Genomic DNA, 18,143 nt, shown 5'->3' with positions numbered 1-18,143 from the left:
GGGTCAGGTGGTGGTGAGCTGGTAACCGGCGTCCTCGACGGCGGCGCGGATGTCCGCGTCGTCGACCTGCGCGTCGGTGGTGACGGTGACCAGGCCGGTCGGGAGGTCGACGGTGACCTCCCGGACACCGGAGAGCTCGCCGATCTCCTCGCGCACCGACGCGACGCAGTGGTCGCAAGTCATCCCGGTCACGGTGTAGGTGCTGACAGCCATCAGTGCTTCCTCTCTTCTCCTGCCGGTCCGCCCCCGGGAGCCGGGTGCGGACGCGACGAACTGAGCAGCCTGCGACGGGGCCGGTGCTGACGGGTGAGCTGGGGGTCAGGGCCGATCGGTCGGCACGTGGGTGCGCGATCGCGCCCCACGCGGTATCAGGACTTGACCAGACGGGCGATCGCGGCGCTGGCCTCGGAGATCTTCTGATCAGCGACCTGACCACCCTCGGCGACGGCGTCGCTCACACAGTGCTTGAGGTGATCGTCGAGCAACCCCAATGCCACGGCCTCCAAGGCCTTGTTCACCGCGGCGACCTGCGTGAGCACGTCGATGCAGTACTTGTCGGACTCGATCATCTTCGAGATGCCCCGGACCTGGCCTTCGATCCGGCGCATTCGTTTGAGGTGGTTGTCCTTGTTGTCCGCGTACCCGTGCACGGCGCCTCCCATCGATATCGCGACGATACCCTAGGGGGGTATCGTACGCCAGTGCGTCCGGCGAATCGAGCTGCTGGCACTCTTTCGCCCACCGAGCGGCTCGGCCCCTCTCGCGCGAGGCGCGCTTGTCTATGCCGGCGCGAGGACGCGGCCCGATCCCACGAGCTCAGAGCGCGAATCGGGGGACGGGCTCCCCCGGGAGTAGACGACGCCCTGGGCTGTGATCCTGTGCTGCCACTCGTATGCAGGAGCAACTTCGGTGCTGCACGATGCGACGGTGGGAGACGGGCGTGGGCAGGGGCGAGTCGCCCGGTGGGATCGGCATGCTTGCCTGGGCTTGCTGGGCATGGCGGGCGTCGTCGTGGCGCTCCATGTCCTCGGTTGGGGCGTGCTCCTGCTGGCGGTGGCTCCGCAGAAGATCATTCTGGGCGACGTCGGACTGTTCGGAGCCGGGCTGGGGCTGACCGCGTATCTGCTCGGAGTTCGGCATGCCTTCGACGCCGACCACATCGCTGTCGTGGACAACACCACCCGCAAGCTCGTCGGCGAGGGCAAGCGCGCCCTCAGTTCGGGCTTCTGGTTCTCCCTCGGCCACTCCAGCGTCGTGTTCAGCCTGTCGTTGCTGCTTGCGCTCGGCCTGCGCGCGATCGTCGGCCCGGTCCAGGACGAGGACTCGGCCCTGCTGCAGGCCCTCGGCCTGATCGGGTCGATCGTCGCCGGCGTGTTCCTCGTCCTGATCGGGCTGACGAACCTGGTCTCGGTGTTCGGGATCGCCCGGGTGCTGCGGGACATGCGCACTGGCGTCGTCGACGAAGCCGCCCTCGAGTACCACCTCCACCGTCGTGGGTTCCTGGCCCGCCTGCTCGGGCGCGTCATGCGTCGGGTCAACCGGCCCTGGCACCTGTACCCGGTGGGGCTGCTCATGGGCCTCGGGTTCGACACCGCCACCCAGGTCGCGCTGCTCGTCCTCGCCGCGGGAACGGCCGCGTTCACCCTCCCCTGGTACGCGATCCTGGTGCTTCCGGTGTTGTTCGCTGCAGGGATGAGCCTGTTCGACACCGCCGACGGCGTGTTCATGGCCAGGGCCTACGGCTGGGCCTTTCTCAAGCCCGTTCGGAAGGTCTTCTACAACCTCACGGTGACGGTGCTGTCGGTGATCGTCGCGCTCGTCGTCGGCGTGATCGTGCTGTTCGGCATGATCGGGGAGCGTCTCGACGTCCAGTCCGGTCCCCTGCACTGGATCGGCTCGCTCGACCTCGAAGTCGTCGGGTTCGCCGTCGTCGGCCTGTTCGTGCTCACCTGGATTGTGGCGCTCGCCGTATGGCGGCTGGGCCGCATCGAGGACCGGTGCTCCCCAGCACCCCTCGCTGACGACGCTCTCGTCGACCCGCACGGAGCGGGCCCACACGGCTGACCAGATCACCCGATCGGGAGTCGACCCGTTGCACCGTCGACCCGGCGGTCAGGCAGTCCTCCGCCGCGCAGCTATCGTCGGGGCGTGCAGACGCTTGGTCGACGCGACTGGCAGCACGTGCTCCTGATGCTGTCGCTGATCCTGGGTGTCGTCGCGATGCACTCCGCGGTCGCCTGCCGCGACGACGCGCAGAACGTCGCCATGCAGAGCGCTGCCGGCCCACCGATGACGATGGCGGGCCCTGACGGATCCGTGACGGTCGCCGCTGATACGGACGCCGTAGCGGCGCCAGAAAACACCGGCGGAGTTGCTGGTTCCCACGGCCAACAGGCGGCAGCGACCGCGGTCCTGGTCGTCACTGTGAGATCCGAGATGCACACCATTGACCCGGCGGGCCCGGCGGGGCCCGCCGGTGGACACTCGGCGCTGCACGACCTGCTCCACCTGTGCCTGGCCGTGCTGACCGTGCTGCTGGCCGTGGCCGCCGCGGCGCTCCTGGCCTTCGTCGTCGGACGCGCGGCTCGGCCCGACGCAGCCGGCCGCAGTGGGCGGCCCGTCGCCGGGCCCCGGGCGCCTCCACCGACCTCGGTCAGGCTCGCGCAACTCTGCGTGCTGCGGAACTGATCGGCCTCCAGCGCGGAAGAGCGCTGGTCCGATCACATCCGTTTGCACTCAGAGGAGTACCTCCAATCATGAACCGCACATCTGTCCTTGGCATGCTCGGCGCCGCCGCCGTCACGGCCGTTCTCGTCGCCGGGTGTAGCGACTCGACCGGCTCCGCCACCGCCGCGTCCACCACACCGAGCGCGGCCGCCACGTCACCGGCCGTCTCGGCCGATCACAACGCCGCGGACACCGCGTTCGTCCACGACATGATTCCGCACCACGCCCAGGCCGTCGAGATGGCCGACATGGCCATCCAGCAGGCCAGCAACGCCCAGGTCAAGCAGCTCGCCACCCGCATCCAGCAGGCTCAGGGGCCTGAGATCGAGCAGATGCGCGGCTTCCTCACAGCCTGGGGTGAACCGGAGACCGGGCCGACCGCCACGAGCGGCTCCATGGGCGGCATGGACCACAGCGGCATGAGCCAGGCCACGAGCACCATGCCCATGCCGCAGGGGATGCCCGGCATGATGACCGGCCAGCAGATGCAACAGCTCGGGCAGGCCACCGGCGCCGACTTCGACCGGATGTTCCTGCAGATGATGACCGAGCATCACAACGGCGCCATTCAGATGGCCCAGACCGAGCTGGCCGAGGGTCAGAGCCCCGCTGCCAAGGCACTGGCACAGAAGATCATCCAGGACCAGCAGTCGGAGATCACCGAGATGCAGAACCTGCTCTCGACGCTCTGACCCGCCGAGCTCCTTATGCGAGGCGGGGCGGAGGGTGGCTCTGATGCAGCCCCCTCCGCTCCGCGCGATTCCCGGGCGTGGGGTGGCCGCGGCCAGCGGTTGCGGCAATGCGGCCGACATGAAATGACACCGCGCAGGGAAGGTCGCGTTGGACAAGGGGTCACGCACCCGTCCCGGGTAGGGGTATCTGACATGAGCGAGTTCGTGCCGGTGCTGATCGTGCTCGGGGTGGTGCTGGTCTTCGTCGCCGCGCTCTACTCGCTCTCGGTGATGACCGCGGCGGCCCGGCCAGTGTCGGAGGTCGCCCCGTTCACGGGCGGCCTGGGGCCGACCCACCACGCCTTCTCCCGGTTCCACGTGCGCTGGTACCCGGTGACCATGGTGTTCCTGGCCTTCGACATGGAAATGATCTTCATGTACCCGTGGACGCTGGTCGTGTCGCGGGTCGGGCCCTCCGCGGTGATCGAAATGTTCGTGTTTCTCGCCATCCTGCTCGCCGGAGTTGTCTACGCGTGGCGCGAGGGCGCTCTGCGATGGACCTGAGCCGATGGCTGCGGCGCGTCGCCGCCCGACGACCGCACGTGCTGATCGTCGCCGCCCGCAACGGGGTGGCCGTCCGCCTGGCCGTCGAGGCAGAGCTCTCGCGACGCGACTGGCCGATCGCCGACACCCCGGCCGACGCGGACGTGCTGCTCGTCGCCGGTCGCGCGGGGCCCGAGCTCACGGCCGCGATCGAGGCGATCTGGGCGAGCGTTCCCCAGCCGCGCACCTACCTCGCCATCGACGCACCGGAGGGCCTCGAGGCGACATTGGACCGAGCCTCGGCCGACCTCGCCGCAGCGCGTCCTGCCGCCGGGCCGGCTCCGAGTGCACCCACTGCGGCAGAGCCCATCGAGGACGGACGGGGCGGCACACCTCGGCATCTCGACGGGAATCTGCATCCCGACGAGAAGCCCGGCTCTCCACAGCACGGCGGGCACGAGCAGGACGGCGGGCACGAGCAGCACGGCGGTCATGGCGGGCACGGCGAGATGGAGATGCCTGGTGGGCTGGCGATGGCCGATCTCGGCGACGATCGCGACGGGTTGATGCTCGATCGGCTGAACGTGGCGTTGGGGCCGGTCCTGCCGGACTGGCCGGCGGGGCTGGTGCTCGAGGTGGCGCTGCAAGGCGACGTCGTCCAGCAGGCCCACGCCCGGCTGGTCGATGATCCACCCGGCGAGCCGTTCTGGACGTCCCGTACGTCGGCCGCCCTGGGCGACGGCGATTGCCCGGACATCGGGCGGCGCGCCGTGGCCCGAGAGCTCGACGCCGTGGCCCGGGTCCTGGCGGTGGCGGGCTGGGCGGCGCCCGCGGCGGGGGCCCGCCGGCTGCGCGACCGGCTCCTCACAGGGGCGTCGCTCGACCCGACCTGCGCGGCGGTCGAAGCGCTGGTGCGCCGGATCCGCCGGTCGCGGACCCTGCACCGGATGGTGCGGGGCCTCCCGCATGTGCCGGCATTGGTGGCGCTGCGCCTCGAGGCCCTCGGGCTCGCCGTCGAGGCACTCCACGAGCCAACCGGGGACGCGATCGCCACTCGCGCGCCCACATCGAGGGCGCGGCCCGTCCATTCAGCTCGGTACGAGCAGGCCCGGATCGAGCTGGCCGAGGTGGCACGCCTGGTGGTCGGCACCGACCTCGCCGTCGCCCGCCTGCTCCTCGCGGCCGCCGACCCCGCCACCGACGGCGACACGACTGTCGTCCCCGGCGACGCGCCCGTCGTGACGACGGCTGGGGACGACGCGCCGGCAGCGACGACGGCTGGGGACGGTACGGCCCCCGGGACGCAGCCAGGCATGCGCGACGGCGGGCGGCGCGACCGTGGATGAGGCGGTCCCGATGCCGGCACCGGCTGCGGCGCTGGCGTGGTGGTGGGCGCCGCTGCTGCCGCTGGTGTTGATCGCGGTGGCGTGGTCGGTGGTGGTCGTCGATGCGGCAGCGGACGCACGGGCGGCGGGCCGCCCCGGTGGGTTCACCGCGCCGGCGAGAGAGCTGGCGCGGCTGCTGGTCGGGCAGCGCCGTCGGACTGTGGCGGCCGACCCGGTGCTGGGGCGAGCCGGGCCGGTGGTGCTGGTGGTGGCGGCGGTACTGGCCGCGGTGGTGATCCCGCTCGGCACGCGCCCGGTCGCGGACCTCGGGGTCGGGGTCGTGTGGTTCAACGCCATGGAGGTCCTGGCATGGGCCGCGGTGTGGATGGCCGGTTGGGGCCCGAACAGCGTGCTGTCGCTGGTGGGCGGATACCGGTTCGTCGCCCAGGGCCTGGCCTACGAGCTGCCACACATGTTCGCGATCATCACCGCCGCGGTGGGCGCGCAGAGCCTGCGGGTCGGCGACATCGTCGCCGCCCAGCAGGGCCTGTGGTTCGTGGTGATCATGCCAGTGGCGTTCGTGGTCTTCCTGGTCTCGGCGGCCGCGATGGCGTTCTGGGCGCCGTTCGACGCCCCGGTGGCCGGTGATCTCGCCGGTGGGGCGGCCGGCGAGCTGTCCGGCGTGGACCGTCTGCTGTTCCTCGGCGGCAGGTGGCTGATGTTGACCGCCGCGGCGGCGATGGCGGTGCCGTTGTTCCTCGGCGGTGGCGCCGGGCCGCTGCTGCCGGCGTGGGCGTGGGTGCTGGTCAAGACCCTCGCGGTGCTGGCTGTGCTGGTCTGGGCGCGACGCCGGTTCCCCACCATCCGGATGGACCGCTGGACCGAGATCTCCTGGATGGTGCTCGTGCCGCTGACCATCGCCCAGGCCCTGGTGGTGTCGATCGTCGTGCTCACGCGGGGCGACCTGTAGATGAGGGAGGGCTGTAGATGGACGTGGTGTTCTGGGTGCTCGCCCTGGCCGCGGTGATGTTCGGGTTCGGGGTGTTCCGTCTGAACTCGATGGCGCAGGTGACCTTCTCGCTGCTGGCCTCGTTCCTGGCCGTGGCCGGGCTCGTGGTGCTGCTCGGGCTGGGCTACCTGGGGGTGGTCATCGTGCTGATGATGGTCATCGAGATGGTGATCATGGCCGTCTTCATGATCATGTACATGATGAATCCGGCCGGCCTGATGCCGATGGCGATGTATCACAACAAGCCGGGCGCGATGACGATCTCGGTGGGGACGTTCGTGCTGCTCGCCGCGGGAATCCTGCTCGTCGACTGGCCGCAGCGCACCGGCACCCCGGCCCCCGATCCGACCTTCGCGCTCGGCCGGTCGCTGATGGGCGAGCAAATGCTGACCACGATGACCCTCGGGATCACGCTGTTCGCCACGATCGTCGCGACGGTCGTTCTCTCGACGGGGCGCGGCCGCTACGACCGGCTCGGCGGCGACCTCGACGCGGACACGTCCGACGACCCCCTCGGAGGAGGTGTCGGCCGGTGACGCTCGAGCTGTTCCTGCTGGCCGCGGCCGGACTGTTCGCGATCGGGCTCTACGGGGCGCTGTCGCAGCAGTCGATCGTGATGCTGATGATGGGGCTGGAGCTGATGCTCAACGGTGTCATCCTCGCCGCGGCCGCGTTCTGGCACTTCCTCGCGTCCGCGGGCAGCCAGGGCCAGGTCCTCATCGTCGTCGTGGTCACCGCGATGGCGGTCGAGATGGCCGCCGGGTTCGCCGTGGCCACCGCGATCTACCGGGCCCGCCAGGTCGACATGACCGACGGCGCGGCGGACCTGAAAGGCTGAGGCCGCTCGTGCTGCTGTGGCTGCTGATCGCCGTTCCGCTGCTGGCCGGAGCGCTGCTCGCACTGTGGGGGCGGCGGGTCGACCCGCTCGCGCCCGCCCTCGGCGTCGGCGTGTCAGTGGTGGTGCTGGGCCTCGCGGTGGCCGCCGCGTTCATCGGTCCGGTCACCGACACGGCCCTGTTCGCGGGCATCCGGGCCGGCTTCGCCGTCGACGGGCTCTCCGCGGTGCTAGTCCTCACCGTCGCCGGGGTGCTGCTAGCGGTGCTGGTGTCTGCCGCGGGCGAGCAGGGGCTGCGGACCGGCCGGTTCACCGGCCTGATGCTGGTCTTCGCCGCGGCGATGCTCGCGACGGTGACGGCGACGGGCCTCGCGCCGCTGCTGATGGCGTGGGAGGTCATGGGCGCAGCGAGCTGGGCATTGATCGGCTATCACGTCTGTGACCCGGACGCGGTGCGCGGCGCGCACACCGCGTTCCTCACCACCCGCACCGCCGACCTGGGGCTCTACCTCGCGGCCGGTGCCGCGCTCGCCGGCGGTGTCGGGTCGCTGAGCTTCGAGGAGCTGCCGACGGCCGGGGCGGGATGGCGGGAGCTGCTGGTGGCCGGGGTGGTGGTCACGGCGCTGGGCAAGTCCGCACAGCTGCCGTTCAGCTTCTGGCTCTCCGGGGCGATGCGCGGCCCGAGCCCGGTGTCGGCGCTGCTGCACTCGGCGACCATGGTCGCTGCCGGCGCGTACCTGCTGGTGCGACTGAACCCGCTGCTCGGCTCGGTCGGCTGGGCCGGTCCGCTGGTGGCCTGGGTCGGGGCGGGGACCGCGCTCGGAATGGGGCTGGTCGCGATCGCCCAGCGCGATCTCAAGCAGCTGTTGGCCGCGTCGACCTGCGCGCAGATCGGCTTCATGATCCTCGCCGCCGGTGTCGGCAGCACCGGCGCCGCGGTGCTACAACTGGTCGCCCACGCGGCCACGAAGAGCCTGCTGTTCCTGGCCGCGGGGGCCTGGCTGAGCGCGCTGGGCACCAAGCAGCTCGGCGGTCTCGCCGGGTCGGCCCGCCGGTTTCCGCTCGTCGGAGCGGTGTTCACGGTCGGGGCGCTGTCGCTGGCGGGACTTCCACCGTTGTCGCTGTGGGTCGCCAAGGACACCGTGCTCGCCGCGACCCTCGCCGCCCCGGCGCCCGGCGTGGTCGCCCTGTACGTCGTCGGGCTGGCCGCGGCCGCTGTCGCCGCGGTGTACAGCGCGAAGGCGCTGTGGTTCGTGTGGCGGCCCGCGGCTGGTGTCGCGCAGCCGCCGGCGGCGGCCGAGGTCGAGCAGCCCCCGGCCGGTCGGCTCTCGGCCGTGACCGGTCCGCCGCTGGTCGTGCTGGCGATCGGGGCGGCCGCCCTCGGGATCCTCCCGCTGCTCGGCCACGGCCTTCTCCGCCCCGAACCCGGGCCGCGGTGGTGGGAACTGGTCGTGTCGGCCGCCGTGGCGGGGGCCGCCACCGCGTGGGGCTGGCGCGCCGCGACCCGGCTCCCCGAGCCCGGGCTGCTGCATCGGTGGTGGGATCTGGAACAGGCCGCCCGGCTGCTGCTGGTCCGCCCGGTGCACCGGCTGGCGCACGGATTGGCCAGGTTCGACGACCACGTCCTCGACCGTGGTGTCGACGCCGCCGCCCGGGCCACGGTCACGCTCGCGCGGCAGCTCGACCGCCGCGGTGAGCCCGCCGTCGACGGCGTCGTGCGCGGTGTCGTCGACGGGGCTCGCGCCCTGGGCCGGTGGGCGCAGCGCCCGCAGACCGGGCAACTGCACCAGTACTACGCGCAGGCCTCTGTCGGGTTCGCGGTGCTGGCCGTGCTGGCCGTCGTCGTCCTCGTCGTGTCCTGAAAGCGTCGTGTCCTGAAGGAGGACCCAGCGGTGCTGTCGTTGATCGTGTTCCTGCCCGCTGCGGTGGCGGTGGTGGTGGCGGCGTTGCCCGCGCGGCTGCCGGCCCGCCTGTTCGTCGGGGCGTGGATCGCCGCCGCGCTGGCCGACCTGGCGCTGATCGTCGCCGCCTGGGTACGGCTCCCCGTCGCGGGCGTCGGGCCGGGCGGCTACGCGTTCGAGGTGCGCCTGCCGTGGATCCCGTCGGCCGGAATCTCCTACCACCTCGGCGTCGACGGGCTGGCGCTGCCGCTGCTGGCCATGACCGCCGTGCTGTTCCTGGCGTGCGGGGTCTTCGCGCTGCGCGAAACCCGCCGCGTCAAGCCCTACGTGCTGCTCTTCCTGGCCCTGCAGACGGTCAGCCTCGGGCTGTTCGCCGCGCTGGACCTGATCTTGTTCTTCTTGTTCTTCGACCTGTCGATCGTGTTCATGTACTTCGTGATCGCCGGGTGGGGGCACGCCGAGCGGGCACGGTCGGCGGCGCTGAAGTTCTTCCTCTACACCTTCCTCGGCTCCTTGGCCCTGCTGCTCGGGTTCATCCTGGTCTTCCTCGCCGCCACGCCCCACACGTTCGACATCGTCGAGCTCGCCGCCGCGAACCCGCTCGCCGCCGGCGGCCCCTACGCCGCGCTCACGCTGCTGGCGATCGGCGTCGGCCTGGCCGTCAAGACCCCGACCGTGCCGTTCCACACGTGGCTACCGCCCGCGCACACCGAAGCCCCTGCCACGGGCTCGGCGATCCTGGCCGGGGTGTTGCTCAAGATGGGCACCTATGGCTTCGTCCGCATTGCCATGCCCCTGCTCCCGACGAGCTGGCGCCAGTACGCCCTGGTCGTGCTCATCGTCGGGGTCGTGTCCGTCGTCTACGGCGCGCTCGTCGCATTCGCCCAGACCAACCTCAAGCGCATGATCGCCTACACTTCGATCAACCACATGGGCTACGTGCTGGTCGGGATCGGCGCCGCCGGGATCGTCGCCGCCGGCGACGCCCAGGCCCGCACGCTGGCCACTACCGGTGCGCTGGTGCAGATGGTCTCGCACGGCCTGATCACAGGCGCCTTGTTCCTGCTGGCCGGCGTCCTCTACGACCGCGGCCACACCTACGAGCTCGGCGCCTATTCCGGGCTGGCCGCCCGCACCCCGCGCTTCGCCGCGCTGTTCGCCGTCGCGGCCTTCGCCTCGCTCGGGCTGCCCGGCTTCTCCGGCTTCATCGCCGAGTTCCAGATCTTCACCGGCTCCCTGCCCGCCGCGCCGATCCCGGTCGCGATCGCGGTCACCGGAATCCTCGTGACCGCCGCGTTGTTTCTGGTCGCGCTGCAGCGGCTGTTCCTCGGGCCGCTCCGCATCCCAGACGCCCCCGGCACACCCCACGCCGTCAGCGACTTGCGCACCGGCGAGCTTCTCGCGATCGTGCCGCTGCTGTCGCTCGCCACGGTGATCGGGCTCGCCCCCCGGTTCCTGCTCGACCTCGTCGAGCCCGCCGCGGCCACGGTGAACACCCTGGTCGCTCGATGATGAACGAGAACCTTGCCGCGCTGATCCCCGAGCTCGCGCTGCTCGGCGCCGCGGTGCTCGGGCTGCTCGTGGGGGCGTGGCTTCCGCGGCGACGCCAATGGCTGGTCGGGGTCCTCGCCGCCGCTGCCTGCCTGACCGGGCTCGTCGCCACCGGTCTGACCTACCTGCACCCCGCCGAGACCGTGTTCGGCTCCTACACCGTCGACACCACCACCAACGCGAGCCGGCTGATCGTGCTCGTCGCGGTCCTGCTCGCCGTCGGCGCCTCCGCAGACACCACCCGCGCCCACCAGCGGGAGACCGAGTACTGGGTGCTTCTGCTGCTCGGCGCGCTCGGCGCCGTCTTGCTCTGCGGCGCAACCGACCTGCTGCTGCTGTTCGCGGCGTTCCTGCTCGCCAGCATCCCGCTCTACGCCCTGGTCGGCTGGACGAAGACCGCCGCGGGCACCGAGGCGGCCATGAAGTACTACCTCTCCGGCGCCTTCGCCGGGGTCACCATGATCGCCGGGGTGACGCTGCTCTACGCCGCCGGCGGTGTCACCGCCTACTCCGCCCTGCGCGACAGCCTCACTGTTGCTGCATCGGCGATGGGTGGACGATCGACCGCTGCGCTGGCTGCCGTGGGGCTGGTCGCGGTCCTGGCCGGGCTGGCGTTCAAAGCGGGGGCGGTTCCCGCGCACTTCTGGGTACCCGACGTCAGCGACGGCACCCCCGCCCCGATCGCCGGCATTATCACCACCGTCCCAAAGATCGGCGCCCTCGTCGCGGCCTATCGGATGCTGTCCGCCGCCATCCCCGACCACCTCATCGACTGGCCGCTGCTCGTCGCGATCCTCGCCGCAGCGTCGATGACGCTGGGCAACCTAGCCGCGTTCCTCCAGAACTCGGCACAACGCCTGCTCGGCTACTCCGCGATCTCCCAAGTCGGCTACGTCCTCATGGCCCTCGCCGTCGCCACCCGCACCGGCCTCGCCGCCTCGGCCCTGCTGCTCTACCTCGCCGCGTACGCGGTGACCAACCTCGGTGCCTTCGCCGTCGCGGCCGCCGTCACCACCAGCGACCGGTCTGCCCGCACGCTCGAGGACTACCGCGGCCTGGCCCGCCGGCGACCCGCACTCGCAGCCGCGCTCGTCATCTGTCTGCTGGGGCTGGTCGGCACCCCGCCGACCGGGGTATTCCTGGGTAAGCTTGCGGTGTTCATCGCCGCAGTCGACGGCGGCATGGCATGGCTGACCGTGCTTGCGGTGATCAACACCGTCGCCAGCCTCTTCTACTACCTCCGATGGATCGCCCCGTTGTTCGCCGACGTCCGCGATCAGAACGCCACCGAGCATCCCCGCGCGACCCGACCCTGGGCGAGCACTACGGCACTCGCGGCTGCCGTTGGTTCCTTGGTGATCGGCGTCGGTGGCGGCCTTCTGACCTCATTGTTCAGCGGTGTGCTCTGATCACATGATCCGGCCGCCCCGCTCAGCACGCCCATCCCGGTCACGCGCCGACAATGGGGCACGTTAGTGCTGGCTGAGCGCCGGTAGACCGGCTGTGCTCGCTGCCGAGGACACAGACGGCGCGCGATCAACCCGCCCCGCGGACCGCGAACCCGCGGCCGACTTAGGTGGGCCCCCGCCATCCTCGCCAGCCCTTTCTGGCCGCGCTGGCTATCGCTGACGTGGCCGTGAGTGTCGGTCCTCGTCGTTACCATTATCGGTTGTGCCGTAACCGCCGACATGAGGAGGCAGCGCCATGCCGGTGGAGATCAGTGCGCGGTACTTCGACCCGAACGACCCGGACGACGAGCTGGCGCGCCGCTTCGCCGCGGGGCAGCCGGCGGCCGCCGGTGATCTCGAGGCCGAGTTGCCGTGGGTTGAGCCCGACTACGCCTCCATCCCGTCTGACGCGGACCTGCCGTGGGATGCGGACGAGCGCGACCTGGTGTGGCCGGGACCAGCCATGATCATGCCCGCCGGGCTGTTGCCGGACGGCAGGCCCTACAGCCGCGACGAGCGGGACAACGCGTCGCGGATCTGCGGCGAGGTCGTAACGTCCGGGGTGGAAGCCGACGCGGTGGTCCGGGCCTACGACCGCCAGCAGAAGGCGCTTCGGGATCGTGCTGGCCTCCCGTGGGCAGTGCGGGGTGCGAACGGCCTGGAGGACTTGCCGGAGACGCTGCAGGCGATCGCGCAGCTGCACCGTGAGGAACGAGTCCGGCGTCGGCAGGCGCACCGCTCGCGCTGGGCTCGCTGATCAGTCCAGGTCCAGGCCCCAGTCCTCGGACTGTTCCTGCGTCAGTCCGATCTGCGCTCCGGCCGGGCTGTGCTCGTGCTCGGGGACCCTCTCCGCTGTCGGGCCGTGGATGGTCTGGTCGCGTTCGGCCTGGTCCCGCCGGGTCCGGTCGGCTTCGAGCGCCTCGGCGACCTGGCGGTGGCGCTCCGCGGCCCGGACCGGCTCGGCGGCCTCGCGCAGCTCCCGGATCGACTGTGCCAGCCGGGCCTGCTGGCGGGCCTCGGCCAGGCTGACCCGTACCTCGGTGTCGGCCTGTCCGTGCTCGACGTCCCGGCCCTGGTCCTGCCCGTGCTCGGGGGTCTCGGTCTCGACGCGCAGTGGCTGCGCGCCCACGCGGGCCTCGTCGGACAGCTCGAACAGCGCAAGCTGGTTCTTGTCCTCGCGGTCCGGCTCGGCCAGCGCCCGCTCGTCGCGCGCGCGGTCGGCGGCCGCGGCCTGGTCGACCGCCTGGTCGACCGCCCGCTCAGCCGCCGCCGCCCGTCCGGTCGCCGGCCCGGCCTGCTCACCGGCCGTCGGCCCGACCTCGACCTCGACCGGCTGGGACCGGCTGACTAGCTGTCCCACCTACGGAGGTTGGTGACGCGGCGGGAGTAGACACGCCAGGGCGGATGATCTTGATGTAGGGAGGACCTCCGGGCGAGGTGTGGAGCTGTCGAGGAACCACACCGTCGGACCCCGGAGGTCCTCAGTGCCGCACCGTAATGCCCCGCTGACCATGGAAGGCAGGCGCCGGTTGTGTCTGCGTGTCGACGCCGGCCGCCCGAAAGCCCATGTCGCTGCCGAGGCCGGGATCTCCCGGCAGTGCCTGCACAAGTGGCACACCCGCTGGCGCGCCGAGGGGGAGGCCGGGCTGGTCGAGCGCTCCTCGCGGCCCTGCCGCTCGCCGCGGCGTACCCCGCCGGAGCTGGAGGCCCGGATCGAGCGGCTGCGCCGCGATCGCCAGCTCGGCCCGGACCGGATCGCCTTCGAGTTGCGCCGCGAGGACGGCACTCGGGTCTCCGCGGCCGGGGTGCATAACGTGCTGGTCCGGCTCGGGATCTCGCGGCTGCGCGACCTCGACCCGCCTACCGGGCAACAGCTCCGGGAGACCGATCCGGCCACTCGGGTGCACGGCCCGAACCGGTGGCGCCGCTACGAGCGGGCCCGCCCCGGCGAGCTCGTGCACGTCGATGTGAAAAAGCTCGGCCACATCCGCGACGGCGGCGGCTGGCGAGCCCACGGCCGCGACTCCGCCCAGTCCCGGGCTGCCCGCTCCGGGCCGCGGGTGGGCTACGACTACGTTCACGTCGCGGTCGACGACCACTCCCGGCTGGCCTACGTCGAGGTCATCAGTCTTGCTGAGGGCGGGGAGAACCAGCACGCCTGCGCCGGGTTCGTCCGCCGCGCCACCGCCTGGTTCGCCGGCAACTACGGGGTCACCGTCGAGCGGATCATGACCGACAACGCCTGGGTCTACCGCAAGAGTCGCCTGTTCGCCGCCACACTCGCCGAGCTCGGCATCGCCCACCGCCCCACCAAGCCCGCTGCCCGTGGACCAACGGCAAAGCCGAACGCTTCAACCGCACCCTCGCCGTCGAATGGGCCTACGCCGCGGTCTACAACTCCTCCGCCGAGCGTGTCGCCTCGCTACCGGCCTGGCTACACGGCTACAACCATCACCGGCCCCACACCGCGCTCGGCGGCCACCCACCCGCCCACCGCGTCAACAACCTCTGCCGCGGCGACAACTGATATGTAGAGTGCCGGGAGTGTCAGAGGAACGGTGTAACTGGCCGGGGTGGCGGCTAGTTTCCGTTGCTGGGGACGATACGGCCGGCGAAGGTGATCGCGAAGGCGTTCAGGGCCGGCTTCCAGCGCATCGCCCAGCGGGTTCGGCCCTTCCCGGTGGGGTCGAGTGAGCGGGTGACCAGGTAGAGGCACTTCAGCGCGGCCTGCTCGGTCGGGAAGTGCCCCCGGGCCTTGATCGCCCGCCGGTAGCGGGCGTTGAGCGACTCGATCGCATTCGTGGAGCAGATGACCTTGCGGATCTCCACGTCGTAGTCCAGGAACGGCACGAACTCCGACCACGCCGCCCGCCACAGCGCGATGATCGCCGGATACTGCCCGCCCCAGGTCTCGGCGAACTCGGCGAACCGGGCCTGGGCCGCGGCCTCGGTCGGGGCGGTGTAGACCGGGCGCAGGTCCTTGGCCAGCTGCTCCCAGTAGCGCCGGGAGGCGTAGCGGAAGGTGTTGCGGATCAGGTGCAACACACACGTCTGCACCACCGCCTGCGGCCAGGCGGTGGTGATCGCCTCGGGCAGGCCCTTCAGGCCGTCGCAGACGGCGATGCACACATCGCCGACCCCGCGGTTTTTGATCTCGGTCAGAACCTGCAGCCAGAACTTCGCGCCCTCCCCACCGGTGCCGCCCTCGCCGGCCCAGATCCCGAGGATGTCGCGCTGCCCGTCCACGGTCACCCCGATGACCACGTAGAAGGGCCGGTTGGTGACCTGCCCGTCGCGGACTTTGACGTAGAGAGCGTCGATGAACAGCACCGGATAGACGGCGTCGAGCGGGCGGTTCTGCCACTCGCCCAGCTCGTCGAGGACCTTGTCGGTGATCCTCGAGATGGTGTCCTTGGAGACCTTGGCCCCGTAGACCTCGGCGAAGTGCGCGGCCACCTCCCCGGTGGTCAGGCCGCGGGCGGTCAGCGACAGCACGATCTCGTCGATCCCGTCCAGGCGGCGTTGGCGCTTGCGCACGATCTGAGGCTCGAAGCTGGCGTCGCGGTCGCGCGGCACCTCGATCTCGACCGGGCCGATCTCGGTGAGCACGGTCTTGGTGCGGGTGCCGTTGCGGGAGTTCCCGCCGTCGCGCCCGGCCGGGTCGTGGCGGTCATAGCCCAGGTGCTCGCTGAGCTCGGCTTCCAGGGCGGTCTCGAGCACTGTTTTGGTCAGCCCGGTGAGCAGCCCGTCCGGGCCGACGAGCTCCACCCCGTCGGCCTTGGCGGCCTCCACCAACTGCTGAGCGAACTGCTGGTGATCAATCCGAGCCCGCGGCATGGGCTCGATCGTGTCGGTCATTGGTGGTCCTTCCCCCGGGACACGCCCGGAGCTACAGACCAGTTACACCGAAGATCGGACACTCCCAGGAACATATACGCCCGGGGGTATGTTGGCGTAGTGGAGGTGGCGACATGGAGATGACTCCCGCCCTGGTGGGCGACGCTCTAGTGCGGTTGCGCCGCGCGCAGGGGCAGTTGGCCGGTGTGGTCCGGGCGATCGAGGGGGGTGGGGACTGTGCCGAGGTGCTGACCCAGCTCGCCGCGGTCTCGCGTGCTCTGGACCGGGCAGGCTTCAAGATCGTCGCGAGTGGGATGCGTCACTGCCAGGCGGCCCGGGAGCGGGGCGAGCAGCCGCCGATGACCGAGGACGAGCTGGAGAAGTTGTTCCTCTCGCTGGCCTGATCAGCACCCCCGGGCCCCACCCCGGGTTGTTCGAAGCTGTGACCCATGGTGGAGCTTTGTTTGGCAGGTACCCCCCCGGGTATCCCTGATGTGGAGGTGATGCGTCGTGCAGATGCGCGAGGTTGATGTGGAGCAGTTCGCGGCGGGACGTCGCAGCACTGTGGCGGTGGTGGATGTGCGCTCGGCCGAGGAGTTCGCGGCCGGGCATGTGCCCGGCGCGGTGAACGTGCCGCTGGAGCGGGTGATCACCGACCCGGGCCGCTACGCCGGGCAGGAGCTGTATGTGATCTGTCAGTCCGGTGGCCGCAGCGCGAAGGCGGCCGAGGCGCTGGGTGCTGCCGGGGCGCGGCCGGTGTCGGTGGCCGGCGGGACCGCCGGCTGGATCAGCTCCGGGCGCCCGGTGGACACCGGCGCCCGATGAGCCGGCCGAACCGGCCGAACCGACGAGACGAAGGAGATCTGACGTGATCGACGTCGAAGTGATCGAGACATCCTCGCTGGGAGACCGCAGCTACCTGGCCTCCGACGGTGAGGTGGCGGTGGTGGTCGACCCGCAGCGCGACGTGGACCGGGTCCTGGCCCTGGCCGGGCGACTCGGGGTGCGGATCACCCATGTCGTGGAGACCCACGTGCACAACGACTACGTCTCCGGCGGTCTGGAGCTCGCACGCCTCACCGGCGCCGCCTACGTGCTCTCGGCCGAGGACGACGTGGCGTTCGCCCGCACCGGCGTCGTCGACGGCGACGTGCTGGAGGCCTCGCCGCGGCTGCGGTTGCGGGTGGTGGGCACCCCGGGGCACACCTTCCACCACCTGTCCTACGTGCTGGAGGGCCCTATGCGTGATGGAGGGCGGGACGGGCCGCAGGGGGTGTTCACGGGCGGGTCGCTGCTCTACGGCACCACCGGGCGCACCGACCTGCTCGGCGACGAGCACGCGGAGGCACTGGCCCGCGCGCAGCACGCCTCGGCCGCGTCGATGGCCGACGCGCTGCCCGACGGGGCGCAGGTGTGGCCGACCCACGGGTTCGGCAGCTTCTGCACCGCCAGCCCCGCCTCGGGGGACGACTCCACCCTCGGGCACGAGAAGCAGGTCAACCCGGTGCTGCGGCTGGCCCGCGAGGAGTTCGTCCGGGAGGCCCTGTCCGGGTTGGGTGCCTACCCCGCCTACTACGCGCACATGGGTGCGCTCAACACCGCCGGTCCGGCGCCGGTGGACCTGCGCCCGCCGATGACGGCCGACCCGGCCGAGCTGGCGCGCCGGCTGGCCGACGGGGAGTGGGTGGTCGACCTGCGCCACCGCAAGGCCTACCTCGACTCGCACCTCGCCGGGACGGTGAGTCTCGGGCTGGACGGACCGATGGCGACCTGGCTGGGCTGGATGGCCCCGCACGGTGCCCCGATCACGCTGCTCGGCGACACCCCGGACCAGGTGGCGCAGGCGCAGCGGGAGCTGGTCCGGATCGGTGTGGACCGAATCGTCGCCGCCGCTACGGGTGATCCCGACGAGCTGGCCGTCGACCCGGCCCTGCTGGGCGAGCTGCCCAGCGCCGGTTTCGTCGACCTCGCCGGTGAGCTCGGCGGTCGTCGCAGTGCTGATCTGCCGCCGGCCGAGGTGGTGCTCGACGTGCGGTTGGGCACCGAGTGGGACGCCTCGCACGTGCGCGGGGCGGTGCACGTCCCGCTGCCCGAGCTACCGGACCGGCTCGACGAGGTCCCGGCCGGGTCGGTGTGGGTGCACTGCGGCAGCGGCTACCGCGCCACCGCGGCCGCGTCGCTGCTCGCTCGCGCCGGGCGCACCGTGGTCGTGATCGACGACAACTACGGCGATGCCGAAGATGCCGGTGTCCCGCTGACCACCACCCTGTGAGCAGCCCGCGGCCCTGCAGCCCGA

General features: G+C 71.4%; 19 protein-coding genes and 1 pseudogene. 16 read left to right on the top strand and 4 right to left on the bottom strand.

The window, feature by feature from the left end; all coding sequences use genetic code 11:
- Window positions 1-3 precede the first annotated feature (3 nt).
- Complete coding sequence (locus tag PSED_RS34500) at window positions 4-213, bottom strand: heavy-metal-associated domain-containing protein (RefSeq protein ID WP_013678836.1); 210 nt, start codon at window positions 211-213, stop codon at window positions 4-6.
- Between the two features lie 155 nt (window positions 214-368).
- The gene (locus tag PSED_RS34495) at window positions 369-662 is read right to left on the bottom strand and encodes a metal-sensitive transcriptional regulator (protein WP_083845526.1); all 294 of its coding nucleotides are present in this window, start codon (window positions 660-662) and stop codon (window positions 369-371) included.
- Between the two features lie 319 nt (window positions 663-981).
- Here PSED_RS34495 and nicT point away from each other — a divergent pair, with 319 nt between their 5' ends.
- From nicT to PSED_RS34435, 12 genes are all read left to right on the top strand, one after another.
- The gene (gene nicT / locus PSED_RS34490; protein ID WP_456107302.1) at window positions 982-2,064 is read left to right on the top strand and encodes a Nickel transporter NicT; all 1,083 of its coding nucleotides are present in this window, start codon (window positions 982-984) and stop codon (window positions 2,062-2,064) included.
- An 84-nt stretch (window positions 2,065-2,148) separates the two neighbouring features.
- The gene (locus PSED_RS34485) at window positions 2,149-2,688 is read left to right on the top strand and encodes a hypothetical protein (RefSeq protein ID WP_041763373.1); all 540 of its coding nucleotides are present in this window, start codon (window positions 2,149-2,151) and stop codon (window positions 2,686-2,688) included.
- A 92-nt stretch (window positions 2,689-2,780) separates the two neighbouring features.
- Window positions 2,781-3,419: a DUF305 domain-containing protein gene (locus tag PSED_RS34480; protein ID WP_233899516.1), complete on the top strand. Its 639-nt coding sequence runs from the start codon at window positions 2,781-2,783 to the stop codon at window positions 3,417-3,419.
- 192 nt (window positions 3,420-3,611) lie between these two features.
- Window positions 3,612-3,962: an NADH-quinone oxidoreductase subunit A gene (locus tag PSED_RS34475; RefSeq protein ID WP_013678831.1), complete on the top strand. Its 351-nt coding sequence runs from the start codon at window positions 3,612-3,614 to the stop codon at window positions 3,960-3,962.
- Entirely contained in the window at window positions 3,953-5,287 is a 1,335-nt protein-coding gene (locus tag PSED_RS34470) for a hypothetical protein (protein WP_013678830.1), read from the top strand. Before PSED_RS34475 ends, PSED_RS34470 begins: the two co-directional genes overlap by 10 nt.
- 10 nt (window positions 5,288-5,297) lie before the next feature.
- Window positions 5,298-6,236 (top strand): complex I subunit 1 family protein, encoded by a 939-nt coding sequence (locus tag PSED_RS34465; RefSeq protein ID WP_013678829.1) that lies wholly within the window; start codon window positions 5,298-5,300, stop codon window positions 6,234-6,236.
- A 17-nt stretch (window positions 6,237-6,253) separates the two neighbouring features.
- Window positions 6,254-6,811 carry an NADH-quinone oxidoreductase subunit J gene (locus PSED_RS34460; protein WP_013678828.1) on the top strand — a complete coding sequence of 186 codons (558 nt, stop codon included), beginning with the start codon at window positions 6,254-6,256 and terminating at the stop codon, window positions 6,809-6,811.
- Window positions 6,808-7,113, top strand: coding sequence for an NADH-quinone oxidoreductase subunit NuoK (locus PSED_RS34455; RefSeq protein ID WP_013678827.1), 306 nt, complete (start codon window positions 6,808-6,810; stop codon window positions 7,111-7,113). The genes PSED_RS34460 and PSED_RS34455 overlap by 4 nt, the downstream gene beginning before the upstream one ends.
- A gap of 8 nt (window positions 7,114-7,121) precedes the next feature.
- On the top strand, window positions 7,122-8,972 hold the full coding sequence (locus tag PSED_RS34450) for an NADH-quinone oxidoreductase subunit 5 family protein (protein ID WP_013678826.1): 1,851 nt from the start codon (window positions 7,122-7,124) through the stop codon (window positions 8,970-8,972).
- Window positions 8,973-9,002: 30 nt separating this feature from the next.
- Complete coding sequence (locus tag PSED_RS34445) at window positions 9,003-10,523, top strand: complex I subunit 4 family protein (RefSeq protein WP_013678825.1); 1,521 nt, start codon at window positions 9,003-9,005, stop codon at window positions 10,521-10,523.
- Window positions 10,523-11,971 carry a proton-conducting transporter transmembrane domain-containing protein gene (locus tag PSED_RS34440; RefSeq protein WP_041763367.1) on the top strand — a complete coding sequence of 483 codons (1,449 nt, stop codon included), beginning with the start codon at window positions 10,523-10,525 and terminating at the stop codon, window positions 11,969-11,971. Before PSED_RS34445 ends, PSED_RS34440 begins: the two co-directional genes overlap by 1 nt.
- Before the next feature lie 295 nt (window positions 11,972-12,266).
- The gene (locus PSED_RS34435; RefSeq protein ID WP_013678823.1) at window positions 12,267-12,767 is read left to right on the top strand and encodes a hypothetical protein; all 501 of its coding nucleotides are present in this window, start codon (window positions 12,267-12,269) and stop codon (window positions 12,765-12,767) included.
- Here the strand turns inward: PSED_RS34435 and PSED_RS34430 are convergent, their stop codons facing one another.
- The gene (locus PSED_RS34430) at window positions 12,768-13,370 is read right to left on the bottom strand and encodes a hypothetical protein (RefSeq protein ID WP_013678822.1); all 603 of its coding nucleotides are present in this window, start codon (window positions 13,368-13,370) and stop codon (window positions 12,768-12,770) included. It lies immediately after the preceding gene.
- Window positions 13,371-13,494: 124 nt separating this feature from the next.
- Here PSED_RS34430 and PSED_RS34425 point away from each other — a divergent pair.
- Window positions 13,495-14,537: pseudogene (locus PSED_RS34425) on the top strand (IS481 family transposase).
- A gap of 53 nt (window positions 14,538-14,590) precedes the next feature.
- Here PSED_RS34425 and PSED_RS34420 read toward each other — a convergent pair.
- Window positions 14,591-15,868 carry an IS256 family transposase gene (locus PSED_RS34420; protein ID WP_013672244.1) on the bottom strand — a complete coding sequence of 426 codons (1,278 nt, stop codon included), beginning with the start codon at window positions 15,866-15,868 and terminating at the stop codon, window positions 14,591-14,593.
- A 113-nt stretch (window positions 15,869-15,981) separates the two neighbouring features.
- Between PSED_RS34420 and PSED_RS34415 the strand changes: the two genes are divergently transcribed.
- From PSED_RS34415 to PSED_RS34405, 3 genes are all read left to right on the top strand, one after another.
- Complete coding sequence (locus PSED_RS34415; protein ID WP_013678820.1) at window positions 15,982-16,251, top strand: metal-sensitive transcriptional regulator; 270 nt, start codon at window positions 15,982-15,984, stop codon at window positions 16,249-16,251.
- A gap of 112 nt (window positions 16,252-16,363) precedes the next feature.
- Window positions 16,364-16,672 (top strand): rhodanese-like domain-containing protein, encoded by a 309-nt coding sequence (locus PSED_RS34410; RefSeq protein ID WP_041763445.1) that lies wholly within the window; start codon window positions 16,364-16,366, stop codon window positions 16,670-16,672.
- Between the two features lie 43 nt (window positions 16,673-16,715).
- Window positions 16,716-18,119 (top strand): MBL fold metallo-hydrolase, encoded by a 1,404-nt coding sequence (locus PSED_RS34405; RefSeq protein ID WP_013678818.1) that lies wholly within the window; start codon window positions 16,716-16,718, stop codon window positions 18,117-18,119.
- Window positions 18,120-18,143: the final 24 nt, after the last annotated feature.

Origin of the sequence: Pseudonocardia benzenivorans CB1190 (assembly GCF_000196675.2) — a bacterium.
In the GTDB taxonomy this organism is placed as follows: domain Bacteria; phylum Actinomycetota; class Actinomycetes; order Mycobacteriales; family Pseudonocardiaceae; genus Pseudonocardia; species Pseudonocardia benzenivorans.
Note: the sequence above shows the minus strand (reverse complement) of the source record. Positions and strands in the feature narration are given on the sequence as shown.